The following is a 16,972-nucleotide window of genomic DNA, read 5'->3' as shown; positions in this document are numbered from 1 at the left end:
GCATGCTGGAGGTGCGCAACCTGCAGATCCGCCACCGCGACAGCGACGAGCCACTGGTGGAGGATGCGAGCTTTGCCATCCGCGCGGGCGAGCTGTTCGCCCTGGTCGGGGAGTCGGGTTCCGGCAAGTCGATCACCGCGCTGGCTATCATGCGCCTGCTGGATGCCGGCTTCGAGCGCCCCACTGGAGAGGTCTGGCTGGCCGGGCGCCAAGGCCGACAGGAATTGCTCGGGCTGCCGTCCACGGCGATGCAGCACGTGCGCGGCGACCGTGTCGGCATGATCTTTCAGGAGCCGATGACCTCGCTGAACCCGGTGCTCACCGTGGGCGACCAGATCGAGGAGGTGCTGCGCCTGCACCGCCCGCAGATGAGCCCGGAACAGCGCGCCGCGCGCACCCTCGAGGTCCTGAGCGAGGTGCAGCTGCCGAACCCCGAGCAGCGCCGCGACGAGTATCCGCACAAGCTCTCCGGCGGCCAGCGCCAGCGGGTGATGATCGCGATGGCCCTGGTCGCCGAGCCGGATCTGCTGATCGCGGACGAGCCGACGACCGCGCTGGACGTGACCATCCAGGCCGAGATCCTGAAGCTGATCGACCACCTGCGCGAGAAGAACGGCATGGCCGTGCTGCTGATCACCCACGACTTCGGGGTGGTCGCCTCGGTGGCCGACCGCGTGGCGGTGATGCGCAAGGGGCGCCTGGTGGAGCAGGGGGAATGCCTGCCGCTGCTGCGCGACCCGCAGGATGCCTATACCCGCAAGCTGATCCAGGCCCTGCCGGAGAACCTGCCGCCGCTGCCGCCGGTGCCGGGCGCGGGGCGCGAAGCGCTGCTGCAGGTGTCCGCCCTGCAGGTGCACTTCCCGGTGTTGAAGGGACTGATGCGCCGTCAGGTGGATGTGGTACGGGCGGTGGACGACGTCAGTTTCGAACTGGAGAACGGCGAAGTGCTGGCGGTGGTAGGCGAGTCCGGCTGCGGCAAGACCACGCTGGGTCGGGCCCTCCTGCGTCTGGTCGAGCCCACCGGTGGCGAGATCCGCTACCGCGGCGAGTCGCTGACCCGCATGCCGCGCAAGCCGCTACGCCGGCTGCGACGCCACCTGCAGGTGGTGTTCCAGGATCCGGCCTCGTCGCTGAACCCGCGCCTGAACGTGCTCACCCTTCTGACCGAGCCGATGGCGGTGCACGGGATCGGCGCGAGTCAGGACGAGCGCATCGCCCTGGCCGGCCGGGTGCTGGACCAGGTGGCGTTGCCGGAAGATACCCTGTGGCGTTATCCGCACGAGTTCTCCGGCGGCCAGCGCCAGCGCATCGCCATCGCGCGGGCCCTGGTGCTGGACCCGGACGTGATCATCTGCGACGAGGTCACCAGCGCGCTCGACGTGTCCGTCCAGGCCGAGGTGCTGCAGATCCTCGCTCGGCTGCGCGCGGAGCGGCGTCTGGCGATGATCTTCATCACCCACGACATGGGCGTGGTCGAGTACTTCTCCGACCGCATGCTGGTGATGCACGACGGGCGCATGGAGGAGATCGGCGCCACCGCCGAGGTGCTGGCCAGTCCGCAGGCCGACTACACTCGCCATCTGCTGGACGCCGTGCCGCGCGTGTCGCGCTATCTCTGAACCAGGCCGCCTTCTGGATGAACCACAGAGGGCACAGAGTGCACAGAGAAAATCAGTCACGGATCCGGAATGAATCCTGGTCAGCGTCCCCTTTCGGGGGGCGGGCGTGAGCCACTTGCGTAGGCCCGGAGCCGCGCCAGCCTTCCGTCCCGCTATCGAATTTCTCTGTGTCCTCCGTGCCCTCTGTGGTGAACAAAAAGCCTTGCGGCACCCCGAGCGGGAGCTATTTCTGGCAGGTGGGGCAGTAACTGCTGGCGCGCTGGCCGATGCGGCGGGTGCGCAGGACACCGCCGCATACAGGGCAGGGCTCTCCGGCGCGGCCGTACACCCGCAGGGACTGGCGGAAATAGCCGTGGGTGCCGTCCTCGCGCAGAAAGTCACGCAGGGTGGTCCCGCCCTGTTCGATGGCCTCGGCCAGCACCGCCTTGATGTGCAGCGCCAGGCGCTGGTACTCGGCGCGGGTGACCCGGCCGGCCGCGCGCCCCGGGCGGATCCCGGCGAGGAACAGGGCCTCGGTGGCGTAGATATTGCCGACCCCAACCACGATGGCCTGGTCCATGACGAAGGCCTTGACCGGGCTGCGCCGGCCCCGGCTGCGCCGGAACAGGTAGTCGCCGTCGAACGCGGAGTCCAGCGGTTCCGGCCCCAGTCCCGCGAGCAACGGATGGGGGGTGCCGTCGGGTGGGAGTGGCAGGCAGCAGCCGAAGCGGCGCGGATCATGCAGCCGGATCTGGTAGCCGTTGTCGAGGTGCAGGATCAGATGGTCGTGCCGGCGCAGCGGGATCTCCGGCGTGCAGTGGCGCAGGCTGCCGGACATCCCCAGGTGCAGTAGCAGGCCCGCGCGGTCGGTCTCCAGCAGCAGGTATTTCGCGCGCCGGACGAGGCCACGCACGCGGGCGCCGGCCAGTTGCCGGGCCAGCTCGCCCGGCACCGGCCAACGCAGGCGCGGGTCGCGGATCTCGAAGGCCGTGATGCGGCGTCCCGCCAGAAGGGGTGCGAGGCCGCGCCGGGTGGTCTCGACCTCTGGCAGTTCAGGCATGCACGCCCTCGATCTCCAGCAGCAGCTCCTGGCGACAGATGTCGCCGCGCACCCATTGCACCGTGGGGCCCGGGTGAGCCGCGTTGTAGTGTTCGGCCAGCACGGCGGCGACCCGGGGTCGATGCTCCGGGTGGCGCAGGTAGACCCGCAGCCACGATGGTCGGGGCAGCTCGCGCCCGGCGGTGTCATGCAGCGCCTGGAGGTTGGCGAGGGTCTCGCGCGCCTGGGCGACGACATCGTCGGGATGCCGGCTCTCGTGGCCGACAATGCTGGCGGTTCCGGAGAGCAGGATCAGCGGGCCGTCGTTCGTCGCCAGGCGGGTGGCTCGGGCGAAGGTCGGGCTCTTCGGGCTGTAGCGTTCCGGGTAGTGATAGGCGCTGACCTGCCGGGGGTTTTCGATGGGCTCGGCCGGGGTCCGCGTGGCGATCAGGTAGATGACCAGTGCACGTTGGTCGCTGCCGATCGCGGTTGCCGCGGGCATGCCTGCCTGCGGGATCTCCAGGGCCTCCAGGGCGTCGGCCCGGCCCATGCAGAATGCCTGGTAGCGTTCAATGCCGTTCTCCTCCGCGTGGATGTTGCCGAAGAAGTTCCAGATGCGGGCCGGGTGCTGGAAGCCGCGTGTGCGGCAGGCGGCAAGCAGGGCGCGGTAGGCCGCTTCCGTCTGTGTCCGAAGATCGTGGTCCGGCCCGACCCAGCTCGCGAACAGGACCTCGTCGTATTCCAGCAGGCGCAGGGGCCCCTCTTGGCTCGCCTGCGGCGTTCCGCGGGCCGTCCAGTACTCGGCATAGGCGTCCGGGGGCAGGGCCCGCAGGCCGGGATGTACCTCCAGGGCTCCGCGGCCGGCTTCGACCCCCGCCGGATCGCGCAAGCGTATGCGCAACCCCGAGTCGGGGCCCGTGGCGGCTTCCGGCATGAGCTGGCTGCGCAGGGTGAGGGTCATCGCCTATTCCTCTTCCAGTGACGCGAGCAGATCCTCGGTCCAGCGCACGGCCTCCAGATAGAGGCGGCTGGAGACCGGCGCGGGCACGGGGGTATGGGCGGGGTCCGGCGGAGTGACCGGGCCCTCGAAGGCGTCGATGGTCGCCAGCAGCGGTGCCAGTGGGCCGGCACCCTCCAGCAGGGCCCGCTCCATATCGCTGGAGAGGTGCAGCTCGCCCAGGATCCTCCGGAGTGGCACCCCCAGCACGCGATCCATCCCGGAGAGCATGCCAAGGGTGAAATAGCGTTCGCATTCCTCCGGTGGCAGGCCCAGGGCGCGGGCCATCAGCATGCCCATGCGGGCACGGATCATGACCTGCTCGAGCCCCTGGGTCGGTCCGCTGGAGCCGTGCAATACCATCAGCATCGCGAGGCGCTTGATGCGTCCCTGTCCCAGGTGCAGGATCGCGTCGTACAGGGAGTCGGTCGCGCCCCGGCCACGGTAGGCCGGACTGTTGGCGATGCGTAGCAGCTGGATCGACAGCCCCGGTTCGGCGGCGATCAGTTCCTCCAGTTCTGCCGGTTCGGGGTCGGGCGCCTGCAGGGCCTTCAGCAGCCGCAACAGGGCGAGCTCGAGGCTCTCCAGGCGCTGGCCTTCGATCACGTGGGGGAAGGACAGATGGAACCCCTGGAACAGGCTGAAGCCGAGGTGCTGGCAATGGGCGTAGTCCTCCGGGGACTCGACCTTCTCGGCCAGCAGCTCCACGCCGAAGTCGCGCAGCGTGTGGACCTCCTGTTCCAGGCGCTCGCGGCCCAGGGTGAGCACGTCCAGCTTGACCAGGTCCGCAAGCTCGACCAGTTCGGCGTGGCTCTCCTGGAACTGGTAGTCATCCAGTGCAATGCGAAAGCCCCGGTGCTTCAGGCGGCGGACCGCGGCGATGACCTCGGCATCGATCTCGACATCCTCGAGAATCTCCAGCACCACCCGTTCCGGTGGGAGGCTGGTAATGACCTCGTGCTCGAGAAACCCGCGGGTCAGGTTGACGAAGGCCAGGTGTTCGCCGACCAGGTGGTCCAGTCCGATGTCGATGAAGGCGCTGCGCAGCAGGTCGGAGGTGGCCCGGTCGCCGTCGGTGACCGAGGCGGTCTCCAGGTGGCCGGCACGAAAGAGGAGTTCGAAGCCGACCAGGTTGTCCTGATCGTCGAAGATGGGTTGCCGGCCGACAAAAATTGGTTGCATGCTTGCGCCAGGGAAATACTGATTAATGTACACGCTCGCGCGCACGCCCGTTTCCATCAACAACGGGCGGTCGGGTCCGTGCATAGCCTGCGTAAAGCGGGTTGAGGGGTTGGTGCCCCGGGGTCGCGGATTCGGCGTTGCGCCCCGCATCAACTACGAGCGGGCGGGTGAAACCACCACCCGCTGCACGCCGCGCCTGGTCTCGGAAAACCTGGGGTACCAACGCGAGCGTGTCCATTATTCAGTGTTTCCCTTGGTCAAAACGGATGGGCGGCCACGACTGCGTGCGGCAGGCCGGCTCGGGAGGAACAAACGCACCATGGATTCGATTGATGCGCCATTTGGCGAGGTCGTGGAGTTGCGCCAGATCCTGCACGACTCGGGGGTTCCGCTACTGCGGATTATTATCCGCGATGGCGGGCGTTATACCAAGATTGAACTGGACCCGGCGACGGCCCATCGTTGGGGGCGCGTGATGACGCGCTGGGCGGAAACGGCGGCCGCGGGCAACGCGAACCCCGGGGAGGGCGGTCAGCCGGATCCGGTTTGAGCACGGGCATAGCGGGCGCGGGTGTCTCTCTGGATGCACCCGTGCCCGTTCGCGGAAACGACACAAAAAAGGCCCGGCACCGCGTCAGCGGGCCGGGCCTTTCTTTGCCTGTCGTCAGGCAATCGTGCCGACGGGCGCGATTACTTGATCTTGGCTTCCTTGTACATCACGTGCTTGCGGACGACGGGATCAAACTTCTTGATCTCCATCTTCTCGGGCATGTTCCGCTTGTTCTTTGATGTGGTGTAGAAGTGGCCGGTGCCGGCGGAGGACACCAGGCGGATCTTGTCGCGTGCGGACTTGGCAGCCATCGTGAAGCCTCCTTAGACCTTTTCACCGCGGGCACGGCAGTCCGCCAGGACCGCGTCGATGCCGCGCTTGTCGATAATGCGCATGCCCTTGCTGCTGACGCGCAGGCGTACGAAACGGTTCTCGCTCTCCACCCAGAAACGGTGGGAGTGCAGATTGGGCAGGAAGCGCCGCCGCGTCTTGCGGTGGGCGTGCGAAACGTTGTTACCGGTCGCCGGGCGCTTGCCGGTCACCTGACATACTCGGGCCATCGGGGGACTCCGGAATTTGGGTCTACCAGAAAGACGGCGGACTATAGCGCAGCACCGGGGGCGGCGCAAGGGACGCCGGGTGGAAAACCCCGGGGGCGGCGGCCGGAGAAAGCGGGGCATGCGCTCTTCCGGGCCTGTCGCTATCAGTCGTGGGTCCCGCGGTGAAGGTCCCGGCAGCGGCCCGATACGGTCCCCCGAGCATGCGCCCAGTCCAGCATGGCCTCGAGCGGCATTGGGTGGGCGATGCCGTAACCCTGGGCCGCGTCGCACCCGTATTCGCGGAGGCGCTCCAGGGTGGCCGTGTCCTCCGCGCCTTCCGCGACGACGTTCAGGCCCAGATCCCGTGCCAGGCTGATGCTGGCGCGGGTGATCTGGGCGTCGATCGGGTGCTCCAGCATCTGACGCACGAAGGCCTGGTCGATCTTGAGGGTGGTGACGGGCATGCGCTTGAGATAGGCGAGCGACGAGTAGCCGGTGCCAAAGTCGTCGATGGCGAGTTCCAGGCCTGCCCCGGTAAGGCGCCTCAGTGCGCGGATCACCTCGTCGGGGTCGGCCATCACGGCGGTCTCGGTGAATTCGAGTTCCACCGCGCAGGGCGGCAGGCCGGAGGCATGGACCTTTTCCAGTACGTGCTCGGCAAAGAGCGGATCCAGGAAGTTGCGGGCCGATATGTTCACGCTGACCGGCATTTCCAGGCCCTGCGCGCGAAGCCGGGTGATGTCGGCCAGGGCCAGGTCGAGGACCCGGTCGGTGAGGGCGTGGATCAGCCCGGTGCGTTCGGCGGGCGGGATGAACTGGCCGGGTGCGACGCGCCCGCGGCTGGGATGCTCCCAGCGCAGCAGGGCCTCGAGACCCATCACGCGCCCGTTTTCGAGCTCGACCTTGGGCTGGTAGTGCAGGTGCAGCTGGCCGTCGTAGAGCGCGCTCTGTAGCTGGCCCAGCAGTTCCACCGTGTCCAGGCCGTGGTCGTCGCTGTGCCGGTTGTAGCTACGATAACGGCGGCCGGAGTGGCTGGCCTCGTGCATCGCCATCCAGGCCTTGGTGAGCAGGCGGGTCGGTTCGTCCTGTTCATGGAAGGGAAAGGACGACACGCCCGCGTGGGCGCCGAGATAGACCGGGATGTCCAGGACCTCGAACGGGTCCTGCAGGCTGTCGATCGCGCTGCGCGTGACCGCCAGGGCGGCCTTGCGGCTGCGGTGCGGCAGGATCAGTGCGAAGTGGTCGTCATGGACGTGGAACAGCGTGGCACCGGCGGGTGCGGCCACCGCCTGCAGACGCTCGGTGATGGCGCGCAGCAGGGGGCGTTCGGCGGCGAAGCCCAGCGCGCCGATGGTGTCCGGGTAGTTGTCCATCTGCAGGCTGATCACGAACACGCGGGTCGCGCTGGCCTCCGGGTGGTCCGCACGCTGCATCAGCTGGCGAACGTACTGTTCCAGCGATTCGCGGTTCGGCAGGCCGGTTGCCGGGCTGTGGTAGGCCTGCTCCAGGAGGCGGCTGGAGTGCCGGCGCAGGGTGTCGAACAGCCAGCCGGAGAACCCGCCGAGGACCACATAGATGCCCGCGCGCGTGAGCCAGCTCAGGGTGGGTTGGGCAAGCCCGGCGGCGGTGTCCAGGGGCATCAGGGGGCCCAGGACCAGACCTGCCAGGAGCCCGAAGGCCAGGCCGCCCCACAGGCCGAAGAGGGCGGCCCCGAACAGCACCGGGATCAGGATGAAGTTGAGATAGGCGGTGGACGTGCCGCCGGTCTGGTAGACCAGCAGGGCGACCAGGGCCATCAATACCACGGCACTGGCACCCCCGGCGAGGCGCCAGTGTCGGGGGATTCCCCGTGAGCGTGCATGCGACCAGGCATCGTACGGGGACTGCGGCATACCGGTTTCCTTGGTTTGTGCCGTTGCCTTGAGGACGCTTACGGACCTTGCGGCGTCCGTGCTCGAATGGTCCTTGCAAGGGTGCCGGATGGTTCGCGCGGCGGTGCGGGGTTGCTGTTGCCGGTCGCGGGGGCTTGGTAGCATCCCCGTTCGAACGGATTTCCACTTTATCGGGCGGGGCAGCATGGCCGATCGGCGTTTGCAGGTCTTTCTTACGGTGGCGCGGCTGCTGTCCTTCACCCGGGCCGCCGAGGTGCTGCATATGACGCAGCCGGCGGTGACCTTCCAGGTGCGTCAACTGGAAGAACAGCTGGATACCCGGCTGTTCGATCGCAATCACAATCGGGTCACGTTGACCGACGCTGGTCGCCTGGTTCAACGATATGCCGAACGCATCTTCGACACCTACGGCGAACTGGAGGCGGCCCTGCGCGAGATGAAAGGTGCGGACGGCGGGGCCCTGGTGATCGGCGCCAGTACCACGGTGGCGGAATACATGCTGCCGGCCCTGCTCGGCGCGTTCCGCCGCGAGCATCCGGATATCGGCATCCGCCTGCGCGTGGGCAACACCGAAAGCGTGGTGGTGATGGTGGAGGAGGGCAGCGTGGACCTCGGCATCGTCGAGGCCCCGGTGACCCACCGCAGCCTGCAGGTGCAGCCGTGCCTGGTGGACCAGCTGCGCCTGATCGTACCGCCGGACCACGAACTGGCGGGGTGCGACAGCGTTCGGGTCGCCGACTTCATCGAACGCCCATTCATATGCCGCGAGGAGGGTTCCGGGACCCGCGAGGTCATCATGGAGTACCTTGGGCGCGCCGGATACGACCGCAACAGCCTGCGCGGCTGCATGGAACTGGGCAGCTCGGAGGCGATCAAGGGTGCGGTGGTGGCCGGCATGGGGATCTCGGTGTTGTCCGAGGCGGTGGTGGCCAAGGAACTGGCCCTCGGCGAATTGGTGGCGCTGCCACTGTCGCCGCCGCTGGAACGGCCGATCTCGCTGGTGCACGCGCGGCAGAAGTTCCGCGTGCCCACGCTGGAGGTGCTGATGCAGTTCCTGCGTGGGTACTGCACCGGTTAGACCCGTCCGCCCCGACCCGAATTCAAACAGGATTGACGCGACATGAAGAACTACTGCGTGGTGCAGCATACGTATTCCGAATTTCTCGGCCTGATCGAGTCGCAGCTGGAAAAGCGCGATATCGGGTTCTCCTATTACCGCCCCTTCGTGGGGCAGGATCTGCCGGGGTCCGCGGCCCAGTTCGACGGGCTGTGGCTGCTGGGCGGTGCCTGGCCGACCGCGGATCATGAGGAGAACCCCCAGGTCCCCGACGAGCTTTCGCTCATCGATATTTTCCGCCGCTCGAAGCGTCCGGTGGTGGGTATCGGCATGGGCGCGTTGCTGGTGGCCGAACAGGCCGGTGGCACCGCCCGGGAAGACCCGATGTACCGCGCCCGCTTTGTGACCGCGCACAAGACCGCGGCCGGGGAAGGCGACGAACTGGCGGAGGCCCTGGACGGCCGCCGTGTCCTGCAGCTGGTCAACGGCCGGGTGGACCTGCCGGACGACGTCCAGCCAGTCCTCGTGGACGACGACGGCGACTGGCTGGCGATCCGGCCGGACGAACTGACCTATGGCATGCTGTTCCGGCCCGAGATGAAGCCCGGGATGCTCGAGGACATCATCATGGAGGCGCGCCACAATCCGCCCCCGAATATGGGCGAACTCCTGGGCGAGGCGCGCATGGAATGGGGCGAGATGCAGAAGGTGACCGAGGACGTGATCGTGGCCCTGGTGAAGGCGCTGGGCCTGATGCAGGAGCGCCGCAAGATGCCGGTGTTCAGCCTGAAGATCGAGGACGAGGGATGATTCCACCGCTCGGCACGGGCAACGAAGGGGGCCTGCCCGGTGGGGATCTCGGGTCGGTGCTTGGCGGCGCACGCAAGAAGGGCCGCGAGGACCCGGCCAGGGCGATCGCCGAGATCGCCGCGCGGCTGTCGCCCGAGGACCAGGCCAGCCTGCTGAAGTTTGCCCGCTTCCTGGAGCAGGAGTCGCCGACTCCCGCGCCCGAGCCGGTGCCGGAACCGGAGCCGATCCCGCGTCCGGAGAGCGAGTCCGTCATCAAGGCGATGCGCCGGCTGTCCGCGACCTATCACATGCTGGATCGCTCCAAGCTGCTGAACGAGACCTCGGCCCTGATGGGGCAGCACGTGATGCAGGGGCGCCCCGCGGTGGAGGTGATCGACGAGCTCGAGGTGGTCTTCCGTACCCATTACGAGAAGGCCGTCGCGCAGGATCCGGCGCGCCAGGCCGATGCCGGTGACGACCCGGAATCGGGAGCGCCCTCGCGATGATCGACATCCTGCGCCAGTGGTACCAGCGTCATTTCACCGATCCGCAGGTGGTGATCCTGGCGTTTCTGCTGCTGGCAGGGTTCCTGATTATCATCTTTGCCGGGCGGATCCTGGCGCCGCTGCTGGCCTCGCTGATCATCGCCTACCTGCTGGAGGGGGCGGTGCAAAAGCTCATTCGCTTCCACATCCCGCGCATCCTTGCGGTCACCTTCGTGCTGCTGGCCTTCCTGGCGCTGACGGTCGCGGCGCTGTTCAGCGTCGTCCCGCTGATGTCGGCCCAGGTGACCCAGCTGGTGCGCGAACTGCCGGGCATGATCTCCGAGGGCCAGAATCTGCTGTTGCAGCTTCCCGAGCGCTATCCGCAACTGATCACCGACGAGCAGGTGCTCGAGCTGATGGGTGCCATCCGCGCCGAGGCGACCCTGCTGGGGCAGCGCGTGGTGTCGTTCTCGCTGTCTTCGGCGCGGCACATCGTGGACGTGGTGATCTACCTGATCGTGGTCCCGCTGATGGTGTTCTTCATGCTCAAGGACCGCGACCTGATCCTCGGCTGGGTGCGCGGCTTCATGCCCCGGGACACCCACCTGGCCAGCCAGGTATGGCGCGAGGTGAACCTGAAGATCGCCAGCTACGTGCGCGGCAAGTTCATCGAGATCGTGATCGTCTGGGCGGTCACCTTCCTGACCTTCAACTGGTTCGGGCTGGAATACGCAGTGCTGCTGTCGTTCATGGTGGGCATCTCGGTGATCATCCCGTACATCGGCGCGGCCGTGGTGACCATCCCGGTTGCTGCGGTCGCGTACTTCCAGTTCGGCCTGAGCTCCGAGTTTGCCTGGGTGCTGATCGCCTACGGGGTGATCCAGTTCCTCGACGGCAACGTGCTGGTGCCATTGCTGTTTTCGGAGGTCGTCAACCTGCACCCGGTGGCGATCATCGCCGCGGTATTCGTGTTCGGCGGTATCTGGGGCCTGTGGGGGGTGTTCTTCGCCATCCCGCTGGCGACCCTGGTACACGCGGTAATCAAGTCGTGGCCACGTGCCCAGCGGCCTCCGCCGGAGGCGGAGACCGACCCGGCGGAAGCCATCTCGAAGTAGCCGACATCCCGGGCCGCCGACCCGCCCGCGCGCGGGTCTGGCGGTCTGCCCGTGACACCCAGGGAAACCCTGATCAGGGTTTCCCCAAGAACAAGAAGAACGCATGACTGGAACCGAGATCCTGATGAACGTGACGCCCCAGGAGAGCCGCGTGGCCCTGGTGGAAAACGGCGTCCTGACCGAGCTGCACCTGGAGCGTACCCGCCGCCGCGGCATCGTGGGCAATATCTACAAGGGCCGGGTGGTGCGTGTGCTGCCGGGGATGGACGCGGCCTTCGTGGATATCGGGCTGGAGCGCACGGCCTTCCTGCATGCCTCCGACGTGGCCCCGGTGGAGCGCGAGGAGCTCAATGGTCAGGGCATTTCCACGGGGGCATCGCCCGCGGGCAATGGCAATGGAAACGGTGCGCCGGCCCCCGTGGCCCGCGAGGGGATCCGCGAACTGCTGCGCGACGGGCAGGAAATTCTGGTGCAGGCGGTCAAGGACCCGCTCGGCTCCAAGGGCGCACGCCTGACGACCTACATCACGCTGCCGTCGCGCAACCTGGTGCTGATGCCGAACCAGTCCAACGTTGGCGTGAGCACGCGCATTGAGGACGAGGGTGTGCGTGCCCGGCTGCGCGAGTCCATCGAACAGCTGCGCGACGAACTGGCGCCCCAGCACGGCTTTATCGTGCGCACCGCCGCGGAGCTGGCGGACTACGAGGCGATGTACAACGACACGGCCTTCCTGAAGAAGGTCTGGGACGGCCTGCAGGAGCAGGCTGCCGGGGCACCGCCGGGGACCGAGGTCTACGTCGACCTGCCGCTGGTCGAGCGTATCCTGCGTGACATGGTGGGTGTGGATATCGAGCGCATCCGCATCGACTCGCGCGAGACCTACCAGAAGGTCTGCAGCTTCGTGGAGCGCTACCTGCCGGAGCTGATCGGCCGGATCGAACACTATCCGGGCGAGCGCCCGATCTTCGACCTGTTCAACGTCGAGGAGGAGATCCACCGCGCCCTGGAACGCAAGGTGGAACTGAAATCCGGCGGCTACCTGATCTTCGACCAGACCGAGGCGATGACCACCGTCGACATCAATACCGGCGGCTTCGTCGGGCATCGCAAGCTCGAAGAGACCATCTTCAAGACCAACCTGGAGGCGGCCCAGGCGATCGGTCGCCAGCTGCGTCTGCGCAATCTCGGCGGAATCATCATCATCGATTTCATCGACATGCAGGACGACGAGCACAAGCGCCAGGTGATCCGCGCGCTGGAAAAGGCCCTGGAACGCGATCACGTGAAGACGCAGATCTGCGACGTCTCGCCGCTGGGGCTGGTGGAGATGACCCGCAAGCGCACCCGCGAGAGCCTGGAACACCAGATGTGCGAGCCGTGTCAGGTTTGCGGCGGGCGCGGCTACCTGAAGTCGGCGGAGACGGTGTGCTACGAGTTGTTCCGCGAGATCCTGCGCGAGGTGCGTCAGTACGACGCGCGCGAGTTGCGGGTGCTCGCGTCGCAGAACGTGATCGACCTGCTGCTGGACGAGGAATCCGCCGCGCTGGCGGAGCTGCAGAGCTTCGTCGGTATCCCGATCCGTTTCCAGGTGGAGACGCTCTACACTCAGGAACAGTTCGACGTGGTCTTCGTCTGAACCAGGGGGATCGGACCCCCGTCTCCATCCGGGAGGGAGCGACGCCAAGGTGAATCACACGTGCGGACCCAGCAAGGATCGGGGTCCCGGTTGGCCGGGCGGGCCACGTCGTGACCGGACGCGGGAAAAATGAGTATTCGGTCGCGCAATATGCGGGTCACGCTGGGCGTCCTCCTGGCCCTGGCGCTGGCCCTGATGATCGCGGTCCTCGCATTGCGCCTGGCGCTCCCCCACTGGGACGGCCTGCACGCGTGGGTGGAGGAAACCGTCAGCGAACAGCTGGCGCGCGAGGTCACGGCGGCGGGTATCGAGCTGGGCTGGGCCGGCTGGTCGCCGGCGCTCGTGGCGCAGGACGTGCGCGTCGAAATGCCGGCCGGCGAGCCCGTCGCCCTTGATCGCCTCGGGGTCTCCCTGAGCGCCGGGGCCAGCCTGCGCAGCCGCCATCCAGCCTTTGCCGTGCGGATCGAGGGCGTGGAACTGCGCCTGGTGCGCCACGCCGACGGCCAGTTTTCCCTCCACGGTCGCGAGGTCGGCATGGGCGAGGGACGGCTGCTCACGTTCCCCGTGGCGCAGTGGCCCGACGTCGAGGCGGAGGGGATCCGGCTGGTCTGGGAAGACCGTGGTGCCGGCCTCGAGTCCGCCGCGCGGCTGGATCGTGCGGCGCTGCGAACCGCCCATGACGGCTCGCTGCGGCTTTATCTGGACGGTGCGCTGGATGCAGGCGGACCGGGCACGGGCGGACCGTTCGAGCTGGGTGTGCAGGCGCCGGCCGCGGACCTGCGCGATGCACGCTTCTTCCTGCGGGCCGACGCACCCGAACTGTCGGCCTGGCAGCCGTGGCTCGCCTACCTCGGCTGGCCCGCCCCCGAGGGCTCGGCCTCGCTGCGCCTGTGGGGCGCCCTGGAGGACGGGCGCATGGCCTGGTTGCGAGGGGATCACGAGACCACCCTGAACCTGGCCGGAGAACCGGTGGGGCCGGCTATCGGTCATCGTTTCGACTGGCGTGTGCGCGACGGCCGGCACCAGTCTTCCTGGCGCGGTACACACCCGGGCTCGGGTGATCTGCGCCTGGCGTATCGTCTGGAGGGCGAGCCGCGTGCGCTGGTGGTGGACGCGGTGGAACTGGCGGCGCGGGACGTGGACGTCGAGCCCTACGCGCCGCTGCTGACGCTTCTGCGGGAGGCGGCCCCCGAGGTGGCCGAGCGCATCGCCGAGTTGCATCCGCGCGGCACTCTGGACCTCGCCCGCTTCGAGGCGCAGCGCGAGGACGGGCGTCTGCAGCCGGTCTGGGCCGAGGCGGATGTGCACGATCTCGGCTGGCGCGCGGCCGGTTACGCGCCGGGGGTGCAGGGGGCGGCCGGCTACCTGCAATGGCGCCGCGGGGGCGTGGAGTTATTGCTGGACAGCCGCGACCTGCAAATCGATGTCCCGCGCGTGCTGGCCGATCCGGTGATGCTGGATACGGCGCGCGGCCGGCTGCGTGCCGAGCGCGATGATGCCGGTCACTGGCGTCTGGCCGGAGAGGGGCTGCATGCCGCCAACGCCGATGCCGCGGCGCGCGGCCGGTTGCGGATGCGGCTGGACGGCCACGAGGCCGGTCCCCGGGTGGATGTCGCGATGGACATCCTGCGCGCCGACGGCGAGCGCACGGCACGTTACCTGCCGCTGTACCACCTGCCGGAAAACACCTATCAGTGGCTGGCGGACAGCATCGTGACCGGTGCCTCCACGGGCGGCGGCATGGTCTACCGCGGGCGCGGGAAGGATTTCCCGTTCGCTGGTGGCGAGGGCGTGTTCGATCTCTGGGCGGATGTCGAGGGCGGCATCCTCGACTACCAGGAGGACTGGCCGCGGGCCGAGGAGCTCGCGGGCCGGCTTCTGTTCCACAACGCGAGCTTCCAGGCCGAGGGGGCGCGCGGACGCATCCTCGACACCGATATCCGCGATACCCGGATCGGGATCGAGGACATGGAGAATGCCGTCCTCGAGCTGGAAGGTGTGGCCGAGGGCGATACCGCGGACTTGCTGAGCTACCTGCGGCGGGCCGGGCTGCTGGAGGACGCGGCCGAACTGCGCGACCGGGCACGCCTGGATGGTCCCTCCCGGCTGGGGCTCTCCCTGACCCTGCCGCTGCAGGAAGGCCGGCTGGACGAGACTCGGGTTGTCGGGGACCTGGGCCTGCGGGGCATCCGCGCCGAGGTCCCGGGCTGGCCGGCAGTGCTGGAGGCCGTGGATGGTCGGGTGCGCTTCGATACCCACGACCGTATCGTCGCCGAGGAGGTCTCGGCGCGGGTCCATGGCGAGGTCGTAACCCTGGGGGCGGACTGGCCACTCGATGGCGAGACCGCGCGGCTGACGGCGCGCGGTGAGCAACCCCTGGACCCGTGGCTGGACGACTTTCCGGAGCTGGCCCCCTATCTGGATGGTTCGGCGCACTGGGAGGCTCAGCTGCGCCTCGGACCGGCAGTGGACGGTGTGCGGCTGGAGCTCGCCTCGGATCTGGTCGGGGTTGCGATCGACTGGCCGGCGCCCATCGGCAAATCGGCGCAGGAGGCTCGCGGTCTGGAGCTGACCCTCCCGCTGGGACATGACGGTGCCGGTATTGGCCACCTGGCGCTGGGGTCGGTCCTGCGCGCCCACATGCGCCTGTCGCCGACGGCCGCACCCGAGGATCCCGCGGTGCGCGGTGCCGAGCCCCGTACGGCGGCGCGCGGGATCGGGCTGCAGGCCATGGCCCTGGAGATCGGGGCCCCCCGGGCCAGTGCCCTGGCCCTGCCGGGGGCCGGTGTCTCGGTGCGCGCCGACCTGCCTGAACTGGATGCGGGAGCGTGGCTGGAGGCCCTGCGCGAGGCACCCTGGGGTGGTGAGGTGGACCTGGGCGCGGCCGGCGAGGATGCCGCCGAGGCGGTCGGAGCCGTGGCGCTGAACCGCCTGGAGCTGGATATCCGCGAGCGGATCCGCTGGGGCGAGCGGGCGCTCCCCGGTCTGCGCTTCCTGGGCCGGCGCGGGGATGCCGGCTGGGATCTGGAAGTGGCCTCCGACTGGCTGGCGGGCGAGGCGCGCTGGCGCCCGATGGCGGTGGGGGGGCGAGATCGCTGGGGGGCGCATCTGAGCCACCTGACTCTGGAAGATCTCGAGTGGGATGGAGCCGCGGAGTCCGATCCCGAAGTGAAACCCGTCGCGGACGGGGCATTCGAGGATCCGAGGATATGGCCGGCGGTGGACCTGACGCTCGACAGCCTGACGCTGGGCGATTACCGTTTCGCGGACATCGAACTGGGGCTGGAGCCGCAGACGGAAGGGCTGGTCATCCGGGACCTGGAGTTGCGGGCCCCAGAGGGCGACCTGCACGTGGATGCCGTCGGGGTCTGGCGGGTGAACGCCGATGGCCTGCCGGAGACGCGCCTGGATGCGACCCTGTCCGGTGTTGACTGGGGTGCCGCGATGCGCTCGGCGGGGCTCTCGCGGGCACTGTTCGGTGGCTCCGGCGAGGGCTCGTTGTCGTTGACCTGGCCGGGGCCGCTGTATGCCCCGCGGCTCGCGCAACTGGCGGGCTCCATAGAGCTGGCCCTGGAGGATGGGCGTCTGGCGGATGTCGAGCCGGGGGCCGGGCGCCTGCTGGGGCTGGTCAGCCTGGATGTACTGCCGCGCCGGCTGCGGCTGGATTTCCGCGACGTGTTCACCGAGGGCCTGACCTTCGGCGAGCTGACCGCGGATGCCACCCTGCGTGACGGGGATCTCTACGTGCCGGCGCTGCGTATGGAGGGGCCGTCGGCGCGGGTGCGCCTGAGCGGGCGCACCGGGCTGGTGGCGCGCGACTACGATCACGAGATCGTGGTCGTGCCCAGCCTGCGCACCGCGCTCCCGATCGTCGGGGCGCTGGTGGGCGGGCCCGTTACCGGGGTCGTGGTGCTGCTTGCGGAACGTGTGCTGGGGATCGGGGATCAGATAGAAGAGGCGGCCCGTGTCGAGTACGCGGTGACGGGCCCCTGGGATGACCCGCAGGTGCGCGTGCTGGTACAGCCGGCCGCGGATACCGACGGGACCGACAACGACTGACACCGGGCAGGGCGTCGATAGCCCTGGCCTGTCT

The 16,972-nt window shown here is 68.4% G+C and carries 14 protein-coding genes; 8 read left to right on the top strand and 6 right to left on the bottom strand.

Annotated elements, in window-relative coordinates; translation table 11 throughout:
• The first annotated feature begins 2 nt into the window (after positions 1 to 2).
• Positions 3 to 1,619 carry an ABC transporter ATP-binding protein gene (locus tag F817_RS0107195; protein WP_024327013.1) on the top strand — a complete coding sequence of 539 codons (1,617 nt, stop codon included), beginning with the start codon at positions 3 to 5 and terminating at the stop codon, positions 1,617 to 1,619.
• Positions 1,620 to 1,842: 223 nt separating this feature from the next.
• On the opposite strand, the gene mutM is transcribed toward F817_RS0107195, so the two are convergent.
• Genes mutM through F817_RS0107180 form a run of 3 tightly spaced genes read right to left on the bottom strand, consistent with a single transcriptional unit; the run spans position 1,843 to position 4,816 of the window.
• On the bottom strand, positions 1,843 to 2,658 hold the full coding sequence (mutM, locus tag F817_RS0107190; RefSeq protein WP_024327012.1) for a bifunctional DNA-formamidopyrimidine glycosylase/DNA-(apurinic or apyrimidinic site) lyase: 816 nt from the start codon (positions 2,656 to 2,658) through the stop codon (positions 1,843 to 1,845).
• Positions 2,651 to 3,598, bottom strand: coding sequence for a hypothetical protein (locus tag F817_RS0107185; protein WP_024327011.1), 948 nt, complete (start codon positions 3,596 to 3,598; stop codon positions 2,651 to 2,653). The genes mutM and F817_RS0107185 overlap by 8 nt, the downstream gene beginning before the upstream one ends.
• Positions 3,599 to 3,601: 3 nt before the next feature.
• Positions 3,602 to 4,816, bottom strand: coding sequence for an EAL and HDOD domain-containing protein (locus F817_RS0107180; protein WP_024327010.1), 1,215 nt, complete (start codon positions 4,814 to 4,816; stop codon positions 3,602 to 3,604).
• 319 nt (positions 4,817 to 5,135) lie between these two features.
• Between F817_RS0107180 and F817_RS0107175 the strand changes: the two genes are divergently transcribed.
• Complete coding sequence (locus tag F817_RS0107175) at positions 5,136 to 5,366, top strand: hypothetical protein (protein WP_024327009.1); 231 nt, start codon at positions 5,136 to 5,138, stop codon at positions 5,364 to 5,366.
• 140 nt (positions 5,367 to 5,506) lie between these two features.
• Here F817_RS0107175 and rpmG read toward each other — a convergent pair whose 3' ends face one another.
• The 3 genes from rpmG to F817_RS0107160 all read right to left on the bottom strand — a co-directional run bounded on the left by rpmG (position 5,507) and on the right by F817_RS0107160 (position 7,797).
• Positions 5,507 to 5,677, bottom strand: coding sequence for a 50S ribosomal protein L33 (gene rpmG / locus F817_RS0107170; RefSeq protein WP_017941410.1), 171 nt, complete (start codon positions 5,675 to 5,677; stop codon positions 5,507 to 5,509).
• Positions 5,678 to 5,689: 12 nt separating this feature from the next.
• Positions 5,690 to 5,926 carry a 50S ribosomal protein L28 gene (gene rpmB, locus F817_RS0107165; RefSeq protein WP_017941409.1) on the bottom strand — a complete coding sequence of 79 codons (237 nt, stop codon included), beginning with the start codon at positions 5,924 to 5,926 and terminating at the stop codon, positions 5,690 to 5,692.
• A 143-nt stretch (positions 5,927 to 6,069) separates the two neighbouring features.
• Complete coding sequence (locus F817_RS0107160; RefSeq protein ID WP_024327008.1) at positions 6,070 to 7,797, bottom strand: bifunctional diguanylate cyclase/phosphodiesterase; 1,728 nt, start codon at positions 7,795 to 7,797, stop codon at positions 6,070 to 6,072.
• A gap of 184 nt (positions 7,798 to 7,981) precedes the next feature.
• On the opposite strand from F817_RS0107160, the gene F817_RS0107155 reads away from it, so the two are divergent.
• The 6 genes from F817_RS0107155 to F817_RS0107130 all read left to right on the top strand — a co-directional run bounded on the left by F817_RS0107155 (position 7,982) and on the right by F817_RS0107130 (position 16,938).
• Positions 7,982 to 8,875: a LysR substrate-binding domain-containing protein gene (locus F817_RS0107155; RefSeq protein ID WP_024327007.1), complete on the top strand. Its 894-nt coding sequence runs from the start codon at positions 7,982 to 7,984 to the stop codon at positions 8,873 to 8,875.
• Positions 8,876 to 8,917: 42 nt separating this feature from the next.
• Entirely contained in the window at positions 8,918 to 9,664 is a 747-nt protein-coding gene (locus F817_RS0107150; RefSeq protein WP_024327006.1) for a type 1 glutamine amidotransferase, read from the top strand.
• Positions 9,661 to 10,149 (top strand): hypothetical protein, encoded by a 489-nt coding sequence (locus F817_RS0107145; RefSeq protein WP_024327005.1) that lies wholly within the window; start codon positions 9,661 to 9,663, stop codon positions 10,147 to 10,149. The genes F817_RS0107150 and F817_RS0107145 overlap by 4 nt, the downstream gene beginning before the upstream one ends.
• Complete coding sequence (locus tag F817_RS0107140; RefSeq protein WP_024327004.1) at positions 10,146 to 11,243, top strand: AI-2E family transporter; 1,098 nt, start codon at positions 10,146 to 10,148, stop codon at positions 11,241 to 11,243. The genes F817_RS0107145 and F817_RS0107140 overlap by 4 nt, the downstream gene beginning before the upstream one ends.
• A gap of 103 nt (positions 11,244 to 11,346) precedes the next feature.
• Entirely contained in the window at positions 11,347 to 12,879 is a 1,533-nt protein-coding gene (gene rng / locus F817_RS0107135) for a ribonuclease G (protein WP_024327003.1), read from the top strand.
• Between the two features lie 129 nt (positions 12,880 to 13,008).
• A complete protein-coding gene (locus F817_RS0107130) occupies positions 13,009 to 16,938 on the top strand; it encodes a YhdP family protein (protein WP_042799109.1) in 3,930 nt (1,309 codons plus the stop codon).
• The last annotated feature ends 34 nt before the right edge of the window (positions 16,939 to 16,972 follow it).

The organism is Thioalkalivibrio sp. AKL19, assembly GCF_000420165.1.
Taxonomy (GTDB): Bacteria; Pseudomonadota; Gammaproteobacteria; order Ectothiorhodospirales; family Ectothiorhodospiraceae; genus Thioalkalivibrio.
Note: the sequence above shows the minus strand (reverse complement) of the source record. Positions and strands in the feature narration are given on the sequence as shown.

Coding starts and splice junctions, on each gene's coding strand:
- F817_RS0107175 (WP_024327009.1), top strand. CDS start 5,136: ATGGATTCGATTGATGCGCCATTTGGCGAGGTCGTGGAGTTGCGCCAG.
- F817_RS0107195 (WP_024327013.1), top strand. CDS start 3: ATGCTGGAGGTGCGCAACCTGCAGATCCGCCACCGCGACAGCGACGAG.
- rpmG (WP_017941410.1), bottom strand. CDS start 5,677: ATGGCTGCCAAGTCCGCACGCGACAAGATCCGCCTGGTGTCCTCCGCC.
- F817_RS0107155 (WP_024327007.1), top strand. CDS start 7,982: ATGGCCGATCGGCGTTTGCAGGTCTTTCTTACGGTGGCGCGGCTGCTG.
- rng (WP_024327003.1), top strand. CDS start 11,347: ATGACTGGAACCGAGATCCTGATGAACGTGACGCCCCAGGAGAGCCGC.
- F817_RS0107140 (WP_024327004.1), top strand. CDS start 10,146: ATGATCGACATCCTGCGCCAGTGGTACCAGCGTCATTTCACCGATCCG.
- F817_RS0107180 (WP_024327010.1), bottom strand. CDS start 4,816: ATGCAACCAATTTTTGTCGGCCGGCAACCCATCTTCGACGATCAGGAC.
- F817_RS0107150 (WP_024327006.1), top strand. CDS start 8,918: ATGAAGAACTACTGCGTGGTGCAGCATACGTATTCCGAATTTCTCGGC.
- F817_RS0107185 (WP_024327011.1), bottom strand. CDS start 3,598: ATGACCCTCACCCTGCGCAGCCAGCTCATGCCGGAAGCCGCCACGGGC.
- rpmB (WP_017941409.1), bottom strand. CDS start 5,926: ATGGCCCGAGTATGTCAGGTGACCGGCAAGCGCCCGGCGACCGGTAAC.
- F817_RS0107160 (WP_024327008.1), bottom strand. CDS start 7,797: ATGCCGCAGTCCCCGTACGATGCCTGGTCGCATGCACGCTCACGGGGA.
- mutM (WP_024327012.1), bottom strand. CDS start 2,658: ATGCCTGAACTGCCAGAGGTCGAGACCACCCGGCGCGGCCTCGCACCC.
- F817_RS0107130 (WP_042799109.1), top strand. CDS start 13,009: ATGAGTATTCGGTCGCGCAATATGCGGGTCACGCTGGGCGTCCTCCTG.
- F817_RS0107145 (WP_024327005.1), top strand. CDS start 9,661: ATGATTCCACCGCTCGGCACGGGCAACGAAGGGGGCCTGCCCGGTGGG.